22 protein-coding genes are annotated in these 19,847 nt (G+C 56.1%); 16 read left to right on the plus strand and 6 right to left on the minus strand.

The features are described 5' to 3' along the window. Positions 1 to 176 precede the first annotated feature (176 nt). Together IEX44_RS07860 and IEX44_RS07865 are read left to right on the plus strand one after the other, a co-directional pair. Entirely contained in the window at positions 177 to 938 is a 762-nt protein-coding gene (locus IEX44_RS07860) for a BPSS1780 family membrane protein (RefSeq protein WP_188691443.1), read from the plus strand. A gap of 11 nt (positions 939 to 949) precedes the next feature. Further along, positions 950 to 1,330: a diacylglycerol kinase gene (locus tag IEX44_RS07865; RefSeq protein WP_188691446.1), complete on the plus strand. Its 381-nt coding sequence runs from the start codon at positions 950 to 952 to the stop codon at positions 1,328 to 1,330. A gap of 88 nt (positions 1,331 to 1,418) precedes the next feature. On the opposite strand, the gene IEX44_RS07870 is transcribed toward IEX44_RS07865, so the two are convergent. Next, complete coding sequence (locus tag IEX44_RS07870; protein ID WP_184101489.1) at positions 1,419 to 2,174, minus strand: LytR/AlgR family response regulator transcription factor; 756 nt, start codon at positions 2,172 to 2,174, stop codon at positions 1,419 to 1,421. Continuing rightward, complete coding sequence (locus IEX44_RS07875) at positions 2,140 to 3,183, minus strand: sensor histidine kinase (protein WP_229678820.1); 1,044 nt, start codon at positions 3,181 to 3,183, stop codon at positions 2,140 to 2,142. The genes IEX44_RS07870 and IEX44_RS07875 overlap by 35 nt, the downstream gene beginning before the upstream one ends. Before the next feature lie 70 nt (positions 3,184 to 3,253). Between IEX44_RS07875 and IEX44_RS07880 the strand changes: the two genes are divergently transcribed. After that, on the plus strand, positions 3,254 to 4,747 hold the full coding sequence (locus tag IEX44_RS07880; protein ID WP_188692484.1) for a YifB family Mg chelatase-like AAA ATPase: 1,494 nt from the start codon (positions 3,254 to 3,256) through the stop codon (positions 4,745 to 4,747). Between the two features lie 15 nt (positions 4,748 to 4,762). On the opposite strand, the gene IEX44_RS07885 is transcribed toward IEX44_RS07880, so the two are convergent. Beyond that, positions 4,763 to 5,185, minus strand: coding sequence for a globin family protein (locus tag IEX44_RS07885; protein WP_188691449.1), 423 nt, complete (start codon positions 5,183 to 5,185; stop codon positions 4,763 to 4,765). 184 nt (positions 5,186 to 5,369) lie between these two features. On the opposite strand from IEX44_RS07885, the gene parE reads away from it, so the two are divergent. The 4 genes from parE to IEX44_RS07905 all read left to right on the plus strand — a co-directional run bounded on the left by parE (position 5,370) and on the right by IEX44_RS07905 (position 11,158). Then, entirely contained in the window at positions 5,370 to 7,343 is a 1,974-nt protein-coding gene (gene parE / locus IEX44_RS07890) for a DNA topoisomerase IV subunit B (RefSeq protein ID WP_188691452.1), read from the plus strand. 149 nt (positions 7,344 to 7,492) lie between these two features. Continuing rightward, positions 7,493 to 8,032, plus strand: coding sequence for a nucleoside 2-deoxyribosyltransferase (locus IEX44_RS07895; protein ID WP_188691455.1), 540 nt, complete (start codon positions 7,493 to 7,495; stop codon positions 8,030 to 8,032). 316 nt (positions 8,033 to 8,348) lie between these two features. Continuing rightward, positions 8,349 to 10,619: a DNA topoisomerase IV subunit A gene (parC, locus tag IEX44_RS07900; protein ID WP_188692487.1), complete on the plus strand. Its 2,271-nt coding sequence runs from the start codon at positions 8,349 to 8,351 to the stop codon at positions 10,617 to 10,619. Between the two features lie 2 nt (positions 10,620 to 10,621). After that, the gene (locus IEX44_RS07905) at positions 10,622 to 11,158 is read left to right on the plus strand and encodes a M15 family metallopeptidase (RefSeq protein WP_188691458.1); all 537 of its coding nucleotides are present in this window, start codon (positions 10,622 to 10,624) and stop codon (positions 11,156 to 11,158) included. A 51-nt stretch (positions 11,159 to 11,209) separates the two neighbouring features. On the opposite strand, the gene IEX44_RS07910 is transcribed toward IEX44_RS07905, so the two are convergent. The 3 genes from IEX44_RS07910 to thiD form a co-directional block, all read right to left on the minus strand. Further along, positions 11,210 to 11,806, minus strand: coding sequence for a chloramphenicol phosphotransferase CPT family protein (locus tag IEX44_RS07910; RefSeq protein ID WP_229678821.1), 597 nt, complete (start codon positions 11,804 to 11,806; stop codon positions 11,210 to 11,212). A 2-nt stretch (positions 11,807 to 11,808) separates the two neighbouring features. Then, complete coding sequence (locus tag IEX44_RS07915) at positions 11,809 to 12,660, minus strand: helix-turn-helix domain-containing protein (RefSeq protein WP_188691461.1); 852 nt, start codon at positions 12,658 to 12,660, stop codon at positions 11,809 to 11,811. Between the two features lie 173 nt (positions 12,661 to 12,833). Continuing rightward, on the minus strand, positions 12,834 to 13,682 hold the full coding sequence (thiD, locus tag IEX44_RS07920; protein WP_188691464.1) for a bifunctional hydroxymethylpyrimidine kinase/phosphomethylpyrimidine kinase: 849 nt from the start codon (positions 13,680 to 13,682) through the stop codon (positions 12,834 to 12,836). A 64-nt stretch (positions 13,683 to 13,746) separates the two neighbouring features. Here thiD and IEX44_RS07925 point away from each other — a divergent pair, with 64 nt between their 5' ends. From IEX44_RS07925 to IEX44_RS07965, 9 genes are all read left to right on the plus strand, one after another. Then, positions 13,747 to 13,911, plus strand: a complete 165-nt coding sequence (locus tag IEX44_RS07925) for a rubredoxin (RefSeq protein WP_188691467.1) — start codon at positions 13,747 to 13,749, stop codon at positions 13,909 to 13,911. A gap of 68 nt (positions 13,912 to 13,979) precedes the next feature. Then, positions 13,980 to 14,402: a CopD family protein gene (locus tag IEX44_RS07930; protein ID WP_188691471.1), complete on the plus strand. Its 423-nt coding sequence runs from the start codon at positions 13,980 to 13,982 to the stop codon at positions 14,400 to 14,402. A gap of 33 nt (positions 14,403 to 14,435) precedes the next feature. After that, positions 14,436 to 14,903, plus strand: coding sequence for a CYTH domain-containing protein (locus IEX44_RS07935; protein WP_188691474.1), 468 nt, complete (start codon positions 14,436 to 14,438; stop codon positions 14,901 to 14,903). 15 nt (positions 14,904 to 14,918) lie between these two features. Beyond that, a complete protein-coding gene (gene hemL / locus IEX44_RS07940; RefSeq protein WP_188691477.1) occupies positions 14,919 to 16,199 on the plus strand; it encodes a glutamate-1-semialdehyde 2,1-aminomutase in 1,281 nt (426 codons plus the stop codon). A 561-nt stretch (positions 16,200 to 16,760) separates the two neighbouring features. Then, positions 16,761 to 17,201 carry a type IV pilin protein gene (locus tag IEX44_RS07945; RefSeq protein WP_308423793.1) on the plus strand — a complete coding sequence of 147 codons (441 nt, stop codon included), beginning with the start codon at positions 16,761 to 16,763 and terminating at the stop codon, positions 17,199 to 17,201. Then, positions 17,195 to 17,764, plus strand: a complete 570-nt coding sequence (locus tag IEX44_RS07950; protein WP_188691480.1) for a GspH/FimT family pseudopilin — start codon at positions 17,195 to 17,197, stop codon at positions 17,762 to 17,764. The genes IEX44_RS07945 and IEX44_RS07950 overlap by 7 nt, the downstream gene beginning before the upstream one ends. A 2-nt stretch (positions 17,765 to 17,766) precedes the next feature. Further along, entirely contained in the window at positions 17,767 to 18,198 is a 432-nt protein-coding gene (locus IEX44_RS07955) for a type IV pilus modification PilV family protein (protein ID WP_188691484.1), read from the plus strand. A gap of 47 nt (positions 18,199 to 18,245) precedes the next feature. Beyond that, the gene (locus tag IEX44_RS07960; RefSeq protein WP_188691487.1) at positions 18,246 to 19,289 is read left to right on the plus strand and encodes a PilW family protein; all 1,044 of its coding nucleotides are present in this window, start codon (positions 18,246 to 18,248) and stop codon (positions 19,287 to 19,289) included. Continuing rightward, the gene (locus IEX44_RS07965; RefSeq protein ID WP_188691490.1) at positions 19,286 to 19,846 is read left to right on the plus strand and encodes a pilus assembly PilX family protein; all 561 of its coding nucleotides are present in this window, start codon (positions 19,286 to 19,288) and stop codon (positions 19,844 to 19,846) included. The genes IEX44_RS07960 and IEX44_RS07965 overlap by 4 nt, the downstream gene beginning before the upstream one ends. The last annotated feature ends 1 nt before the right edge of the window (position 19,847 follow it).

Below are 19,847 nucleotides of genomic sequence, written 5' to 3' on the forward strand. Positions count from 1 at the left end.
CGCAGTGCAGACTGCGCCTTTTTTTGTTTTTTCGGGCCGGGAACCAGCCGGCACCGTGCAGGTCAACCCGCCGTCACACAGGGTTCACAGCAGTTACCGATACTGCTGAACTTGTCAGAATCCCGTCATAGTCAATACGATGCTGCGTGATACACGACAACAAGGAATCAGCACAGATGGATAACAGCGGGATCATCATCGACAACAGCGTGGAGCCACGCCGCGTTCCAGCCGGACATGGCTGGACGTGGATTGCCGACGCCTTCAGGATGTTTTTCAAGCATTGGTGGCAATGGCTGCTGTTGTGCGCCGTCATGCTCGTCATCTTGTTCGGCTTGTTGTTGATTCCCTTCGTAGGAATGCTGACCCCCATTGTTGCGCCCATGCTGATCGCCGGCATTGCCTGGGCCGCGCATGAAAGCCGCAGCCAGGAACGGGCACCAGCCTTGCCCGATCTCTTTATTGGCTTGAAAGAGAAGACACGTACCCTCATCAGCGTGGGCCTGCTGTATATGCTGGGTTCATTTGTTGTGATGGCCGTACTGGCTTTGCTGGGTCGGCTGATGGTATCGCCAGAGGAAATCCAGGCGATCCACGCTGCGCAGACAGGTAAAGGCCCGGTGCCCGAACTGGATACCAGCGGGATTGTGTTTGTGGCGTTGTTCGTGGTGGGCATGCTGTTCATGAACAGTATTTATTTCTTTGCTCCGCAACTCGTCATTCTTCGCAATCTAAAGGCTGTCGAAGCGATGCGTATCAGCTATCTGGCGTTCTGGCGCAATTGGCTGCCATTGACGGTGGCCGGGATCATTCTGCTGTTGATGGCCATCGTGGCCAGTTTGCCCATGATGCTGGGTTTGATTCTGTTGCTGCCCGTCACGATCTTGTTCAACTACACCTGCTATGCCGACGTATTCGGCGACCATCCGCAACACTAAAAGGAAACATCGTGTCTGCTGAAGAAAGCCCGTTCAAAGGCAAAACCGGCGCCCAGCGCGTACTCAATGCACTTGGCTATTCACTTGATGGTCTGGGTGCTGGCTGGAAGAACGAAGCGGCATTTCGCCAGGTCTCGATGCTGGCCGTGGTCGGCATCATCATTGCCTTTATCGCACCGTTGCACGCGTGGGCGCGTGCCGTGGTCATTGCCAGCCATCTACTCACGGTGATTGTGGAGCTTTTGAACTCTGCCGTGGAAGCTGCGGTGGATCACACCTCGCTCGAACGCCATGTATTAGCCAAGCGGGCCAAGGATCTGGGCAGCGCGGCACAGCTGATTTGCCTGATCAACCTGGCAGCCATGTGGCTGTTGGGGATTTTCGGCGCCTGACTTCTGGTTCATGACCCACAAAAAAACCCCGCATCAAATGGCGGGGTTTTTTGTGGGGGTCAAACCAGTTCAAAACAAGCGGCAAGGCTTAGCCGTTGCGTTTGAATTCCTTGATCACGTGCTGCTGACGACGGCTCACGGCCAGGCGCTCAGGCACGTCTTTCAGCACGGCTACCCAATGCGTTTCGCCACCATTGGAAGGCATCTTTTCGAAACCGACCAGCGAATCACGGGCCACCAGACAGTTACGGTGGATACGCACAAAGCGGCTACCGAATTCTTCTTCCAGGCGGGTCAGCGAGTCTTCCAGCAAATACTCGCGTTCACGGGTACGTAACGTGATGTATTTTTGCTCTGCCTTCAGATAGCGGGCTTCAGCCACCGGAATCAGATGCAAGCGGCCACGTTCAGTCACGCTGAAATGGCTACGAGCATGCGATGCCGGTTCGGCCTGGCTGCGTGCCTGGCGCAGTTCCAGTACGCGATTGAGCGCATCCAGCAACCGCTCGCGGCGGATCGGCTTGAGCAGGTAATCAATCGCGCGGACTTCAAACGCGGCTACACCATACTCTTCAAATGCCGTAGCAAAAATGATGGCTGGCGGTTGCGACAAACCTTGTAGCTCACGTGCCAGTTCAATCCCGCTCATTTGCGGCATCTGGATATCAATGATGGCGGCATCTGCGTCCGCTTCCGCCAGCTGGGTCAACGCCGATACGCCGTTGGTGGCAGAACCGACAATCTCTACCGGGCACTCGGTTGATACGTCGTTCAGTACATCTTCAAGCCTGCGCAGCGCAGGCATCTCATCATCCACCAAAAAAAGGCGAAGCGGCGTCGTCATGGGCGATCTCTCTGTATGGCACCACAATATGAACTTGATAATAGTCGCTCGCTGCCTGGGTTGTCAGCGTAGCTTCAGCATCAAAATGCAGCAAAAGGCGCTCGCGGATATTTTCGAGCGCCATGCCGTTCCCTACGTGCTCACGCACCGCATCGGGCGGCGGCAGCGGGTTTTTCACGTCCAGGTGTAGCTGGTCGCGAAAGCGGAAAACGTGTACTTCAATTGGTGCAGGATTCAGCGCGGGCTCAACACCATGATAGACCGCGTTTTCGACAAGTGGCTGCAACATCAGGGGCGGCACTGCCGCGTCCCCGGGCATGTTTTCTGTATTCCATTGTACTTTGAGGCGCGAGCCCAGCCGAACCATTTCAATATTCAGATAGCGCTTGGCCAGTTCCACTTCACGGTCCAGCCGGGACAACTGGCGATTGTCTTTCATCACCACGCGAAACAAATCTGCCAGATCTTCCAGCACTTGCTCGGCTTTGGCCGGCTCATAACGGATCAATGACAGTACTGCGTTCAGACTGTTAAACAAAAAGTGCGGACGAATCCGCGCCTGCAGTGCAGCGAGCCTGGCCTCAGACAAACGAGGCGAAAGTGCGCGCTGGCGCAGGTGAAAATATTTCAGCAAGGTCAGTACGCTGGCCACAATCACCGCCGCGCTGGCCACCAGTGCATTCCAGTTGGTCGGGCCAGGCATCAATACCCAATGGCCAACCGTACCGGCCAGCGCCGCCAGCCCGCAAGTGACCAGCACCCCGCGTGAGTAGTCCAGACGGGCCAGCAAAGGGCTGGCCAGACCGAGCGCCAGTACCGCTGGCAACAATGAGAACTCCAGCCACAGTACGGATGCCGCCAGGTTTTCCGGCCAGGTCTGCCACTGCCCCAGTCCGATCAATGTATAGACGAACAGCGCCAGGTGTACAAACACCAGAATGCGCAGTAGCACGCCCATATTGCGGAAATCGGGCAACAAATCAGAGTCGATGGAAGCGTTTGGATTCACGACGGATCAAGGTTGGGGCAAAAAACAGTCCGTACTATAACGGACCCCAATGCAGATGCGATCAATAGTCATGTCACTGGCACTGATTTTCACCCGGGCACTGGATGGGCTTGCCGCCAGACCGGTTACGGTAGAGGTTCATCTTGCGAACGGACTACCCGCTTTTAATCTGGTTGGTTTACCCGAAGCGGAGGTCAAAGAAAGCCGCGAGCGAGTGCGCGCGGCGCTGACTGTCGCCGGTTTCGAGTTCCCGGCACGGCGTATAACCGTTAATTTAGCACCTGCAGACCTCCCCAAATCCTCCAGTCACTTCGATTTGCCGATTGCCGTCGGGATTTTGGCGGCAAGCGGTCAGCTCCCTCGCGATGCGCTAGCGAAGTATGAGTTCGCCGGTGAACTGGGGCTTTCTGCAGAGTTACGGCCGGTGCGCGGCGCTATCGCGCTGGCCCAGGCAGCCACACTGGCACAGCGACAGCTGATTCTGCCCACCGCGAGCGCGGCCGAGGGAGCGTTGTATCCAGGCGCCAGCGTCTTATCCGCGCCACACTTGCTGGCCATCAGTCGGCACTTTAGCCAGAACCAGCCCCTTGATCTGGCTACGCCGCCCACGACCAGTGCCGATATCAGCTACCCCGACCTGCGTGAGGTGCGTGGGCAACAACAAGTGAAACGCGCGCTGGAAATCGCTGCTGCAGGCCGGCACAGCCTGCTGATGAGCGGGCCACCCGGAACGGGCAAGTCGATGCTGGCACAGCGTCTACCCGGCCTGCTACCGCCCTTATCGGTGGACGACGCACTGGAAGCTGCTGCGGTGCGTTCACTCACTCGGGCCGGCATGGACCCAGGCAAATTCGGAGTGCGGCCTTATCGCTCGCCGCATCACACTGCATCAGCCGCCGCACTGGCCGGTGGCGGTAATCCGCCGCAACCCGGTGAGGTCTCGCTGGCACATCACGGTATTTTGTTCCTGGACGAATTACCCGAGTTCGACCGCAAAGTCCTTGAGGTGCTACGCGAGCCCCTTGAAACCGGTGAAGTCCACATCAGCCGTGCGAATCACGCGGTAACCTATCCCGCGCGCTTCCAGTTCATTGCTGCCATGAACCCTTGCCCCTGCGGTTATCTGGGCCACCCGACGCGCGCCTGTCGCTGTACGCCTGACCAGATCACCCGATACCGGAGCAAATTGTCCGGGCCGTTTCTGGATCGTGTTGATATCGCGATTGAGGTACCCGCCGTCAGCGAGCAAACGCTGTTGGCTGCCCCGGACGGTGAAGAAACAGCAAAGGTACGCCAACGGGTTCTAAGGGCCTGGGAGTGTGCGCACGCACGGCAGAACAAGGCGAATGGCGTGCTGACCACCGCAGAGATTGATGCGTGGTGTACGCCTGATGAAGCAGCGCGCGCCATGCTGCATACCGCGCTACAAAAGCTCAACCTGTCGGCCCGTAGCTATCACCGGGTTCTTAAACTGGCTCGCACCATTGCGGATCTGGCGGCCTGCGAGACAATCAGCGCGCCACACGTAGCGGAAGCCATTCAATACCGGCGCGGGTTGGGCTAGCGTGTTTCGCGATGTTCAGTTGAGTTGGCGGCAGCGCGTTACGGTGAGGATGGGAACGGGTTCTGCGAGAATCGCAGGCGCCCGTAGTTGCGGGAATGATTGTTCAAGTATATCGACCCTGCGCAGCCAGGCATCAGCCAGTTCGCTATGAATGCAATGGCTGATGGCCGTACGAAATAGCTGGAAAACAAGACCGTGGCTGTCCGCGAAAATGGCCGGCATGTGCGCACCACCGGTGCCGCGAGTCAACGACAAGCGCCAGGTTTCGCCATCCAGTACGGCGTGCCAGAAGTGCACCAGGCGGGTTTTAAGACGACCCTCGTCGGCAATCTGGTTAAAGCTGGCGCTAAAACGCGGATGTTGCCGTAACAGGGAGAGAAAATCGTCCACTACCGCCTTGATGGCGGGGATGCCGATCATGGATGCGAGCGCGTTCATGGTATTCAGTCTGCTTCTATTTAATTGCTGTCATTCACAGACTGGTTACATCGGCAAACGTTCAGTTTAAACAAAACCGTAATGTACATATCACACATCTCTCTGATCCCGGTGTACGGAGGTTTGCCGCCAGGGCCGGGTTTGTTAGACTTCGCCGCATCCAGAGCCCGACGCGTTAAAGAATATGTCCACACCCCGCTACGATGAATCAGCCGTCAAAGTCCTGAAAGGGCTCGATCCGGTCCGCCACCGCCCCGGCATGTATACGCGCACGGATAATCCGCTGCACATTTGCCAGGAAGTGATCGACAACGCGGCCGACGAGGCGCTGGGCGGGTTTGCCACGCGTATCGACGTCACTTTGTTCCGTAACCAGACCATGCGCGTCAGCGACAACGGCCGGGGTATTCCGGTGGGTATTCACCCGGAAGAAGGCGTCCCGACGGTACAGGTGGTCTTCACGCAGCTGCATGCCGGCGGCAAGTTCGACAAGAAAGACGGTGGCGCCTATGCGTTCTCTGGTGGTCTGCACGGTGTGGGCGTGTCAGTCACCAATGCACTGGCTACGCGTCTGGAAGTCGAAGTCAAACGGGATGGACAGATCAACAAGCTGGCTTTTGCCGACGGTAACGTCATTGAACCGCTTGTGGTGACGGGTTCTTGCGCCAAAAAAGATACCGGCACCACCGTGTTTGTCGCGCCGGACCCGAAGTATTTTGATTCCGCCACCATTCCTCAAGGCGAGCTGGAGCATTTGTTGAAGTCCAAGGCCGTGTTGCTTCCAGGCCTTGTGGTGACATTGAAGCTGGAACAAGCCAACGGTGAGTTTGTAGAAAAATCCTGGAACTACCCGGATGGCTTGCCGGGGTATCTGGCCGAGCAGCTGGCTGGTTATGACCTGGTGATCCCCATTTTCCGCGGCGAGAAGTTCATCGAAGGCGTGGACGAAACCTTTGCCCCCGGCGAAGGCTGCGGCTGGGCGCTGACCTGGACTGAGGATGGCCCGACTTCGCGTGAGTCGTATGTGAACCTGATCCCGACCTTGATTGGGGGTACACATGAGTCCGGCCTGCGTGATGGCGTTTTCCAGGCCGTCAAAACGTTTATGGAGTTCCACTCTCTCACGCCCAAGGGCGTCAAGCTGTTGCCAGAAGACTTGTTCAGCCGCGCTTCTTTCGTCCTCTCGGCCAAGATTCTGGACCCGCAATTCCAGGGGCAGACCAAAGACAAGCTCACCAGCCGCGATGGCTTGAAGCTGGTATCGACCATGGTCAAATCGCCGTTCGAATTGTGGCTGAACGAGCATGTTGAACTGGGCAAAAAGCTGGCGGAATTGTGTATTCGTGCGGCTCAGGCCCGCCAGAAAAATGCGCAGAAGGTCGAGAAAAAGAAGTCCAGCGGCGTGGCAGTGTTGCCGGGCAAACTGACCGATTGCGCCAGCGAAGAAACCGAACGTTGTGAGTTATTCCTGGTTGAGGGTGACTCTGCCGGCGGCTCCGCCAAACAGGGGCGCGACAAAGACTTCCAGGCGATCCTGCCGCTGCGTGGCAAGGTGCTCAACACCTGGGAAGTCGATCGTGACCAGATCTTCGCCAATAACGAAGTGCACGATATCGCCGTGGCCATTGGCGTTGATGCCCATACGCTTAACGACACCCCGGATCTATCTGGCTTGCGTTACGGCAAGATCATCATCATGTCTGATGCCGATGTGGATGGCTCGCACATCCAGGTATTGCTGTTGACGTTGTTCTACCGCCATTTCCCGGCGCTGATGGCCCGTGGTCATGTCTGCGTGGCCCAACCGCCGCTGTACCGGGTGGATGTGGCTGGCGCGGGCAAGAACAAACCGCCGCGCAAGTTCTACGCCCTGGACGAAGGCGAGCTCAACGCCATTCTGGATAAACTGCGCGCAGAAAAAGTCCGCGAAGGTGCATGGGATATTTCGCGCTTCAAGGGTCTGGGTGAAATGAACGCCGAACAATTGTTCGAAACGACCATGAACCCCGATACGCGCCGTGTATTGCGCGTCGGCATCCCGGAAGATGTCAGCGAGAATACGCGTGACATGATGCATATGCTGATGGGCAAAAGTGAGGCCTCTAGCCGCCGGGCGTGGCTGGAAGCACGCGGTAATGAAGTGGAAGCCGATATCTAAGCTGCATTGGTAATCATTTCATTTGCCCGCAACTGACGTCTGTGGGCGACACAAGGGGCGCAATAGCGCCCCTTTTGCTATTCAAACGGTCATAATGACAAGCTTTCAGTATTTGCCAGCTTTGGCACAATCCTTGCAATTGCGGTGTTATGGCTTCCCAAATCTCTGTTTATCTTGCTGGCCCGGGCGTTTTCCGGCCCGACGCGGCGGTCTGGGGCGCCCGGCTGAAGTCGGCCTGCGAAATGTACGGCCTGCAGGGATTGTTTCCTCTCGATGCCAGCCTGCCCCCCTTGCCGGACCGCACGGCTAAACGCCAATGGATTTTCCAGCAAAACTGTACGTTGATCAGCCGCTGTAATCTGGTGTTGGCTGATTTACGCGCCTTTCGCAGCACGAGCGAACCTGATTCAGGCACCGCCTTTGAAGTTGGTTTTGCCTACGCGCTAGGCAAGCCCGTCTGGGTTTGGGTCCCCGATGCCAATGCCGATACGCCCATGTATACCCGCGTGTCCGGTGCCGCAAAACCGCAGGATCGATGGGTAGATAAAACCGGCCAGGCGATTGAAGACTTTGGCGTGCCCCTTAATCTGATGCTGTGGCAAGCGGCTGCCGGCATCATCTGTGAAACTACGCCTGAAGATGCGGTTGCCCAACTGGTGCGACGTGCGCGATTACCGTTATTGCGATAACACGGCTACTATCCTCGCCCCTCCAAGCCAGAATTAGCACCGGCTTATACAGCCGCTACAACGCCGTCTGCATACAGATGTTCCACGTGGAACACACGTGTTACAGACAATCTGCGTACGCCCTGCCCACAGAGTGCGGCTCGCGGCTACAATGCCGTCTGACCTGTTTTCTGGATTGTGCGCCATGTCTGAAATCGACGAACAGAACGAGATTCTGGCCGAAACCACCGAAACCCCCGCCGAGTTGGAACTAGAGGCTGACACCGGCCAAGGCGGCGGCAATCGCCGTTTTGTTGCGGCACAAGTATCGACCGCCATGCCGGATGATGGCGAGTCCGTACAACTGGGCCTGTATGCTGAACGCAGCTATCTTGAATACGCAATGAGCGTGGTCAAGAGCCGCGCCCTGCCCCAGGTAGAAGACGGCCAGAAACCGGTGCAGCGCCGCGTCCTGTACGCCATGCATGAGATGGGTCTTACTGCCACGACCAAACCGGTCAAATCGGCCCGTATTGTCGGTGAAGTGCTGGGTAAGTATCACCCTCACGGCGATCAGTCCGCTTACGATGCACTGGTGCGTATCGCTCAGGATTTCTCACTGCGGTACCCGTTGATTGACGGCCAGGGCAACTTTGGCTCGCGGGACGGCGATGACGCCGCCGCGATGCGTTACACCGAAGCCCGCCTCACCCCTATTGCAGAATTGCTGCTGAGCGAACTCAATCAAGGCACCACAGATTTCATTCCCAACTACGACGGCGCTTTTGACGAGCCTGTTCTGTTGCCCGCCCGTTTGCCCATGCTGTTGCTCAATGGTGCATCGGGGATTGCGGTGGGCATGGCGACTGAAATCCCGTCTCACAATCTGGGCGAAGTTGCAGACGCTGCAATTGCACTGATCCGTAACCGCCAACTCAATGTTGCCGAGCTGATGCAGTACGTGCAGGGCCCTGATTTGCCAGGCGGTGGCCAGATTATTTCCAGCCAGCGTGATGTCCTTTCGGCCTACGAAATGGGCCGAGGCTCGCTCAAGATTCGCGCCCGTTGGGAAAAAGAAGACATGGCCCGTGGCCAGTGGCAGATGGTGGTGACCGAGCTGCCTCAGGGTACTTCTTCAAAGCGCGTCGCTGAAGAAATCGAAGAGTTGACCAATCCCAAGGTCAAGAAAGGCAAGAAAGCACTCACGCAAGAGCAAATACAAACCAAGCAACTGATCCTCTCGTTGCTTGATCGCGTGCGGGATGAATCTGGCCGGGATCACCCGGTACGACTGGTGCTGGAGCCCAAATCATCCCGCCAAAACCCGGACGAATTGATGAATGTTCTGCTGGCGCATACATCGCTGGAGATGTCGCTATCGCTCAACATTGTCAGTATTGGCCGTGATGGCCGGCCGGGCCAGAAGTCCCTCAAAGCGCTGCTGGAAGAGTGGATCGACTACCGTTTTGAAACCGTGACCCGCCGTTTGAATCATCGGCTGGGCCAGGTGAGTGACCGAATCCATATTCTGGAAGGCCGTTTGATTGTCTTCCTCAATATCGACGAAGTAATCCGGATCATCCGTCACAGCGATGAGCCCAAACCGGCGCTCATCGAGGCGTTCAATCTGTCTGACCGCCAAGCCGAAGACATTCTTGAAATCCGTTTGCGCCAATTGGCCCGACTGGAAGGCATCAAGATTGAGCAGGAGCTTGCCGCGCTGCGCGCAGAAAAAGATGAGCTGGAACACTTGCTGGCCAACAGCGGCGCACTTCAGAAGCTGGTTATCAAGGAAATCGAAGCCGATCGCAAGAAATTTGGCGACGCCCGCCGTACCTTGATCCAGGAAGCCGAACGCGCCTCGCTGGAAGCGACCGTCGTTGATGAGCCTACTACGCTCATCCTCTCTGAAAAAGGCTGGTTGCGCGCACGCCAGGGCCACGGCATTGATACGCAAAACCTCACCTTCAAGGATGGCGATTCGCTGCTCGCAGCGATTGAATGCCGCACCGTCGACCAGGTTGCATTGTTTGGAACCGATGGCCGGATCTACACCATCGCCGCTTCGACCGTTCCGGGTGGTCGCGGTGATGGCGTGCCGGTGACCACATTGGTTGAGTTGACAGCGCAAACCAAGGTCACGCAGATGGTCGTCGCCAAACCGCAAGACTGGCTCGTGATCGCTAATTCCGGTGGTTATGGTTTCACCTGCCAGTTTGAGAATCTGTTGTCGCGCCAAAAGGCAGGCAAAGCGTTCCTCTCGCTGGAAAAAGGCGAAACCGTGCTGCGCGTGTCCACGTTTGTTCCACGTGAAACATCGCTGGTGGCTTGTCTTTCCAAGGGCGGAAAACTGCACCTGTTCCCGCTCGCCGAGTTCAAACAGCTTACTGGTGGCGGCCGTGGCGTGATCACCATGGCGCTTGATGACAAGGACACACTTGCCGCTATCACGGTCTCAGACGGCATCACTCTGAAGCTCACCGGTACTGGTCGCGGTGGTAAGCAGGTTGAACTGGTTCTGGATCAGAATGAGATGGCACCGTATATCGGCAAGCGCGCACGCAAAGGCAAGCCTATCAACGCTGGACTGAAATTCCCCGGTTTCTGAAAATGGGTCATGTACTACCCTCGCCCGAATTGTTGGCGCTGTGGTCCAGTCTGGGGATCAATCCTGACTGGATCACCCAGCGGGGTTTGCCCCTGTTTGACGATGCAGACGACCTGGTCGTTGTCGCGCCAGGATACCCCACGCAGCGTGTTTTCCAGCTCAGGCCTGACGCTGCAAAGGCCTGGATTGCAATGGCCAGCGCGGCGTCAGCCGATGGTATTGCGCTGTTGATGATTTCAGCATGGCGCAGCATTGATCGGCAGGTTGAGCTGATACGAGCGCGGTTGGCTGAAGGCGATGTCATCGCAACTGTACTGGAACGGTTGGCACCACCCGGCTGCAGTGAGCACCATACGGGTCGGGCGATCGACATTGCCACGCCGGGCACGGTGACGCTTGATGCCTCCTTTGCCGAGACCCAGGCATACGCGTGGCTGCAGTTGCATGCGGGCAGGTTTGGTTTTGTGTTGTCGTTCCCCCGGGATAACCCCCATGGCTTCACCTACGAGCCTTGGCATTGGTGTTATCGCCCGCAATAAAAAAAGCCCGCACTACGGGCTTTTTTTTGACGCTACAACGGTTAAACCTGTTTAGCCAAACACGCTGAGTGTCTCCAGCGTACTGCTCGCGCCGGCCCAATACGCGCCGGGAACGGCCTGCAAACGTCCAGCCAGAATTTCGGCACTGGCTTGCGCACTGGTCTGCGAGGTATCCAGCAACACGTCATATTGCATATGCTGATGTACGCGTTCGAACTCCCAGCGTGCCAATCCGGCGGGACGATCGCCTCTTGCATGTTCACGTTGCTCAACCTGCTCGAGGTCACATTGAACGCCAACCAGAATTACCCGATAACCAGCCAGTTCGGTAAGTAACTCACGTGTCTCGTCCGCATGACACCAGGCGTTATCCACAATCAGCCGCAGCCCGGCTTGCAACAAACCTGGCAAGGCAAAGTGATAACCTCGCACCAGTTTCTGCCAGTCATGACCGTTACGAGTAATGATATCGCCACGCTGCAGTCGTGCCAGATCTGTGGGTGGTAAGGCATCAAGTACGGAGTCGATCGAGAAATTAACGTACTGCAGCGGCAGCATGTCCTGCAATGCGCGAGCGATGCTGGTTTTGCCTGACGAACTGGTGCCGTTAAGCACAATCACTTGCGGCAGCCCCTCAAGTTGCGACACGGTTACTCCGGCAGCAACGGCAGGCAAAGTTCGTAATGACCAACAAGATATTGGTCCTCCGCATAACGCTCTACGCGCGGGCGCGAAGGATCAAGCACTACTTTTGCCCCAGCAACCCAGGTCAACATCAAATCGCGCCACCGCGGGCCAATATCATCTGTCGGCCCGTGATGTCGGAACACCGCCCAGCGTCCGCCCTGCAGTTTGTATTCACCCAGCCCACGCGGGATACGCACATTTGGGGAAATCAGCTGTGCCGCATCATAGCGGCGCCGACCAGAAGGTGTCGTGGCAGGATCGCTCCAGATCAAACCGTAACGCCGCGTTGGCGCAATGCCATACATGGTGCAGGTCTTGCGGAAACGCTTCCACAGCAAATCCAGATTACAGCCGTACTCCCCTACTTCGCGGATAAACACAACGCGTTCGGTATCCCACTGCTCATAAGTGATGCGCGCATCAACTTCAGCAAAACTCCAATGGTAATCAGCGGGCGTACCAACGATAGCTGCACCGGGCTTATAGGAATGTTCACCCAGATTACGATCACGCCAGGCATCCGCAGCCGGAGCACCCTTGCGCCATTCGCTAGGTGTAAAACCGAACTCACGGTGAAATGCGCGGCTGAACGTCGCGGCGGAGGAAAAACCGACCATCAAAGCAACACGGCCGATGGGCATGCCGGGTTGCCACTGCAAAATAGACGCCGCTGTTTCGAGCCGAAGGCGCCACAAAAACGCTTGCGGTGTCGTTGCGTAACGGGAATGGAACCGGCGGACCAGATACCAGGGAGAATAATGCGCCGCTTCCGCTAGATCAGCGAGCGTCAACGGCGTAGCAAGATCGCGCACCATTTTATTGATTGCGCGTTCCAATCTCAGGCAAGGCGTAGACATCCTGTATTCGTCCCCGGCTAGACAATACCAACTGCAGCTATTTTATCAGCGCCAATGCCTTACGTGTTTGCCGGTCAACCATTCCAGCGACTCTGAACGGATTGTTCCACGTGGAACAACCCGGTCAGGGATCACGCGGCAGGTGTCTCGCCCTTGGCTGCTTCTTCGTCTTCGCCGGGGCGGGCCCAGAACAGACGATCAGGAATGAACTGGCCCATGCCAGGCCGGAAAGCTCGACTCAACGTCTGCCAGGTATATTCTTGTGCATCCCGCACTGCTGTTGCCAACTCAGCGCCACTGGCTAACGCGCCAGCAATGGCGGAAGCCAATGTACAGCCGGCACCGTGGTAACTACCGGGCAAACGTTCCCATGCATCACTACGGGTGCGGCCCGCGCGCGAAAACAACGTGTTGGTCACCTTGGGGGTATGTTCGTGTGTCCCGGTGATCAACACATATTCGCAGCCACAATCCAGCAACCGGCTAGCGGCCGCATCCAACGCGAGTTCTTCCTGCTCGTCCGGATCATCAGATGCCAGACGTCGTGCTTCAATACTGTTGGGCGTGATCAGCAAGGCATGCGGCATCAGCAATTCACGCATGGCGTTTTGCATCTCTTCAGCTGAAATCTCATCGCTATGCAGCGGGCCCAGCACCGGATCAAACACGAGTGGAATATCAGGATAATCAGCAGCAATCTCTGCAATCACCGCCAGATTTTCTACACTGCCGACCATACCCACCTTGATGGCATCGATCTGCATGTCTTCAAGAATGTAACGGGCCTGATCCTGCAGCCAGTCAGACTCAACAGCTTGAAACTCTTGCACCCCGGCGGTGTCTTGCACCGTCAGGGCCGTTACAACGGGCAAGGGATGGCAACCCAGCGAGGCCAATGTCAAAATATCGGCTGTCAGCCCGGCGCCGCCAGAGGGATCGTTTGCACCAAAGACGAGAACCAGCGGAGGAGTAGCAATCATGGGCGGGCAGGTATGATTTATCGGGTAGAATCCTGATTCTAAACCAAGCCATCAAGTGGACCGCATGAAAAAATATATGTGCCTGATTTGTGGATTCATTTACGACGAAGCCGAGGGCTGTCCCAACGACGGTATTGCCCCGGGGACGAAGTGGGAAGACGTGCCCATCAACTGGACTTGCCCTGATTGTGGCGCGCGCAAAGAAGATTTCGAAATGATCGAAATCTGATTCAGGCGTACGCAGACGGCGCGGCCCTGTCCGCGCCGTTTTCATTTGTGCCATCAAGGAAGACACACATGCTTTGGGTCAAGGCATTCCACATCATTTTCGTTGTCAGCTGGTTTGCAGGTCTGTTTTATCTTCCCCGCTTATTTGTGAATCTGGCCATGGTTGAAGACGGCCCTGCCCGCGATCGGCTCATGCTCATGACAGGCAAATTGCTGCGCTTCATGACGCCAATTGCTGTATTGGCCGTCGCGTTTGGGTTGTGGACCTGGTCTTACTACAATTTTTTTGCCGGCCCCGGCTGGCGCTGGATGCACGCCAAGCTGCTGCTGGTATTCCTGCTGATTGTGTATCACGGCGTGTGCATTCACTTATATGCCCGCTTTAGCGCGCATCGCAATACACGCAGTCACGTCTGGTATCGCTGGTTTAACGAAATCCCGGTTTTATTACTCGCCGGCGTAGTCATTCTTGTGACCGTGAAACCATTCTGAAGCGATAACACAGCAACCCCCAGGATGATCGCCATGGCTCAGGAAATTGAACGTAAATATCTGCTTGCGGCTACGCATTGGCGCAATGAAATAACCCGCTCTGTCCGTATTGCGCAGGGTTATCTGAATGACGAACCCGCCCGGACCGTGCGCGTTCGCATCAAGGGTGAGAAAGGCTTTTTGACCATCAAAGGCAAAAACGAAGGCATTGCCCGTGCCGAATTTGAATACGAAATTCCACTGGCTGATGCAGCAGAACTGCTCAAATTGTGCCCGGCGGTACTGGATAAAACCCGTCATGAAATCCACCGTGACGGGTTTGTGTGGGAGATCGACGAATTCGCCGGCGACAACGCCGGGCTGATTGTCGCTGAAATTGAACTCCCCGCCGTGGATACCGAATTTACCAAACCCGACTGGCTAGGCGACGAGGTTTCTGGCGATGCGCGCTATTACAACAGCGCCCTCTCCACTCACCCCTACACCCGCTGGCCACGATGAACCGGAGACCAAGACATGTCCCGCAATCAAACCCTGTTTGAAGCCGCCTGCAAACATATCCCCGGTGGCGTTAATTCTCCTGTCCGCGCGTTTGGCTCGGTGGGTGGCACCCCGCCCTTCATCCAGCGCGGTGCAGGCGCGTATGTCTGGGATGCCGATGACAAGCGCTATATCGATTACGTAGGTTCCTGGGGACCGCTGATTCTGGGGCACGCACATCCGCAAGTGATTGAAGCCGTGCAACGTGCTGCCGCCAACGGGCTGAGCTTTGGTGCACCAACCGCTGCGGAAATCGATCTGGCCGATTTACTGTGTGACATGCTGCCAGCGCTGGATCAGGTACGTCTGGTTTCCAGCGGTACCGAAGCCACCATGACTGCTATTCGCCTCGCCCGGGGTTTCACCGGACGCGACAAACTGATCAAATTTGAAGGCTGTTATCACGGTCATGCAGACAGCTTGCTGGTCAAAGCGGGCTCCGGTTTGCTGACCTTTGGCAACCCCTCTTCCGCTGGCGTGCCTGCGGCGGTTGCAGCAGACACCATTGTGCTGCCTTATAACGATGTCCCTGCTCTGGAAGCGGCATTCGCAGAAAACCCGGGCAAGATTGCGGCCATCATCGTTGAACCCATTGCGGGAAACATGAATCTGGTGAAGCCGTCCACGGCCTTCGTCAAAGCCATGCGTACGCTGACAGAGAACGATGGCGCAATCCTGATTTACGACGAAGTCATGACCGGATTCCGCGTTGGCTTGCATTGCGCCCAAGGCCTTCACGGCATTACGCCTGACCTGGTCACCCTGGGTAAAGTGGTCGGCGGTGGCATGCCCCTGGCGGCTTTCGGTGGCCGCGCCGACATCATGGCCAAGCTGGCGCCGCTGGGGCCGGTCTACCAGGCCGGCACGCTCTCTGGTAATCCGGTTGCCGTTGCTGCCGGTCTCGCCACCTTGCAACTAATCCGCCAGCCCGGATTTTTTGAGCAACTCACCGCCAAAACCACTCAGCTGGTCAATGGTTTGCAAGCAGCAGCCAACGCCGCCGGCGAAACCTTCAGTGCCCAAAGCGTGGGCGGCATGTTTGGTGTGTATTTCAGCAAAAGCGCGCCACAGTCCTTCAGCGAAGTCATGGCATCCGACAAAGCGCGTTTCAACGCCTTCTTCCATGCATTGCTCGATGAAGGCGTCTACCTGGCTCCGTCTGCATTTGAAGCTGGTTTTGTCTCTGCCGCCCATGATGAGGATGATCTGCATCAGACAGCAGCAGCGGCCGCGCGTGCGTTCGAGAAACTGCGTTAAACCCGTTCAATTTCAGCATCAAGGCCTCTGGCACTGCCCAGGGGCTTTTTTTTGCTTACAAACCTGCTTTTTTTACAACAACGCTGCAAGGAAAGGAAATTGGTCAGGGGATAACTGGTAACATTCTTGATATCTTACTAGTTGACAATACTAGTAATTTTTTAGTGTCAAGAAAGAGAAAACAGCCCTGATTCAAGGGTTTTTCCCATGTCATTTTGTCTGGTCACAATCAAAGACCATCGCGTTCGTTTCGTTTGAAACTTACGGAAACAGGCTTTTTTTTTGACTTGGTGTCGCAAAGAAAAAACAAAACCAACCGGCTGTAAGCTGGACTTCGACTTGAGTCTGAAAATAGTAGTATTTGCTTATGACATGTGTTTTCTTAACGATAGAAAATAGTCGGTATATATCAGGCAACCACAAGATCCGGTTTGAGGTGTTTTGTAAACCCCATGCCGGATTTTGCGCGTCCTGGCACACAGGTCACAATCAATAAACCGGCGTGTGCCAGAGAAGACCTGATCCACTACCGCTTGGCCGTTTTGCGCGAGGAATGAGCAAATGCAAATGTCGTTGAAAAAAATACGCCGCATGCAAGGCTTTACGCTGATCGAAGTGATGATCACCGTTGCAATCATTGGCATTCTTGCCGCGATTGCCCTGCCTGCTTATAGCAATTACCTCAAACGCGGGAAGCTGCCCGAAGCATTCGACAATCTGAGCGCTTATGGCACCCGGCTTGAATCCAGTTACAACGACAATGGTAACTATGGGTCGTCAACATGCACGGTAAGCGTACCTACGAGCACTTCGAACTTTGACTTCAGTTGTACCTCAAGTTCGACGGGCGACACCTATACCGCAACCGCAACCGGCAAGAGCGGCATGTCGGGTTATATATTCACCCTGGATAGTTCGGGCAATCACAAGACCACTGCTTTTCCTGGTGCTTCCAATTTGCCACTGTCTTGCTGGTTGTCCAAGGCAGGATCATCGTGCTGAACGCGTTTGCTCTGACCCGATCTTTTCGCCAACAGGGCGTCACGCTGATCGAGTTGATCATTGTGCTGGCCATTACTGCGATCCTGATCGCATTGAGCGCGCCAGCCTTGCAGCAATACATGATCAATAACCGCATCCGCAGCGTTGCCGAACAAATGCGCGACGGGATCCAGAAAGCCCGACTTGAAGCGATCCGGCGCAATACCCCGGTGAATTTCAGCCAGACCGATAACAGTGGCAATCTCGGCAGCGCAGGCACTGGTTGGTCTATTGGGCTGCCAGGCGCGTCGTCGGCAATTTACACCAGACCTGCCGAAAGCGGAGAAGCCGCGCTGACTGCATCGGGTTCGACAACCCCTTCCAGTTTGCAACCGGCATTCAGCGGTAACGGTCGCTTTGCCAATGGCATCACCAATTACACGGTTACGGTGAACTCGGGTACATGTGCGACGCAAACCAATCCAGGTACCGGCAACCGGTGCCTGAACGTCGTCGTCACCACATTGGGTAACGCAAAAATCTGTGATCCGGCGTTGTCCAGTTCCACGCCGGCGGGGTGCTGAACATGCATATGCGACAACAAGGTGGTTTTGCCCTGCTTGAGGGTTTGATCACCGTGCTCATTTTTTCCATCGGCATTATCGGCCTCGTCAGCATGCAAGGCGCGATCATGAAGGCAAACCAGCAAAGTGGCATGCGTGCCCAGGCCAGCTACTTTGCTGAGGAAATCATTGGGCTTGCCACGGTCGATCCCAATAACGCCGGCTGCTATGTGACGGGGTCTGCAAGTTCGTGTTCCAACACCACCGCGCAATCCGATGCCAGTGACTGGAACACACGTGCAACGGCTCAATTGCCGAATGCCAGCATGACGGGGCGCAACCCCTCTGTGACATATGACTCGAGTACCGGCCAGTTTGTGGTGACCCTGAACTGGAAAAGAACGGATGAGCAGGACTGGCATCAGTACGTCTCAACGACCGTGATCAAACCCTAAACGCGAATCAGAACCCAGCGTCTCTCTGAGCGTCGGCAGGTGACAGAATGAATATCGTCGAATTAATGGTTGCCATTGTCATATGGTTACTCGCTTCTCTGGCCATCATGAGTAGCGCTACCTTCTTTGACAACAACCGCCGCGGCATCACCGGGGAAAACTCGGTCCAGGAAAATGCCATGTTTGCGCTGATGGATTTTCAGCGCGATGTGAAAAACTCCGGCGCAGGCTTCGCCGGTAGTAACAACGTGACATGTACCTCGCTGAATGCGGCCAACGGTACGACCACGCTGGCTGATGGTGCCTCTGTTGCACCCGTGGTCATCACGGGCAGCGGCGCCAACAATACCTCGGACACCGTCACCACGTTGTCAGCGGCTTCTTTCCTGGCTGCCTCACCCGGGCTCACCCGTGATGCAATGTCCTCCGCCACTGCGAGTATCAACATTTACTCGTCCAAAGACTGGAGTGTCGGCGACGTTTACATGTTGTCGTCAGGCACAGGTTCACCATGTACGGTTGGCAGCATCACCGCGCTTACCACCAACTCGCTGGGTGCCACTATCACCCATAGCACGAGTGGTACCGGTAGCACATGGAATGGCGGCACGTATACCAATTCACCGGCTTATGGTGCCAAGAGCTCTATCAGCAAGATCGGCGGGCTGAACTGGGTTAGCTATCAGGTGAGTAACCAGTCCTTGAACATGGTCGACAAGATTGCCCAGACCACCACTTTGCTGGCCGACAACGTGGTGCTTATGAAAGCCCAGTATGGCGTTGGCACAGGCAGCACCAGCACTGTCAGTTCCTGGGTTGCAGGTAGCGGCTCCTGGGCAGCCCCCCTGAATGCAACACAGATCAGCCAGATTCGTGCTGTCCGGATCGCGATGGTCGTGCGTATTCCGGCCAAACTCAAACCATCGGTCTCAGGCGGTTCATGCGACGCCACAACCACCTCACCCAAGGTCTGGAGTGGTACTCAGACCATGGATATCAGCGGCCTGACCAACTGGCAGTGCTACAAATATCGCACGTTGACGCTGACCATCCCGCTTAAAAACTTCATTTTCAGTGGAACGTCGACATGATCCGGCTCCCCAAGCAAACCGGCGCTTCGTTATTACTGGGTCTGATCGTCCTGGTCGTACTGCTGATCGCTACAGTGGCGTTGATGCGGTCTTCGGATACCGCAAATTTGATCGCGGGTAACGTTGCGTTCAAACAAGCTGCCACACAACTGGCTGAACTGGGCGTGAGCGATGCAAAAGGTATCCTGGGCAGCATGACCGCACCGGATACCAACGTTGCGCCATCATCCAGTGCTACCTACGCGTATTACGCCCTGCAGCAGTCGACTGATTCGGCAGGGCTGCCAAGTATCACGTGGTCGAATATGTCTACGGTCACCAAGGGGCTCTACCAGTATCAGTACGTGATCGAGCGTATGTGTACCGGTACGACACCGGTGTCTGACTTCGTGACTTATTGCTCTGTCTCACAGCAATCCCAAGCTGGTTTGCCAATCAACAACAACAGCAATGCGGGTAATTATCAGGTTTCAACCGCCGTTTTCTATCGGGTCACGGTTCATGTAACCGGCCCTCATTCAAGTGAAAGTTTCATTCAGGCCATGTTTCTGAAGTGAA

The organism is Silvimonas amylolytica, from assembly GCF_014645555.1.
Taxonomy (GTDB): Bacteria; Pseudomonadota; Gammaproteobacteria; order Burkholderiales; family Chitinibacteraceae; genus Silvimonas; species Silvimonas amylolytica.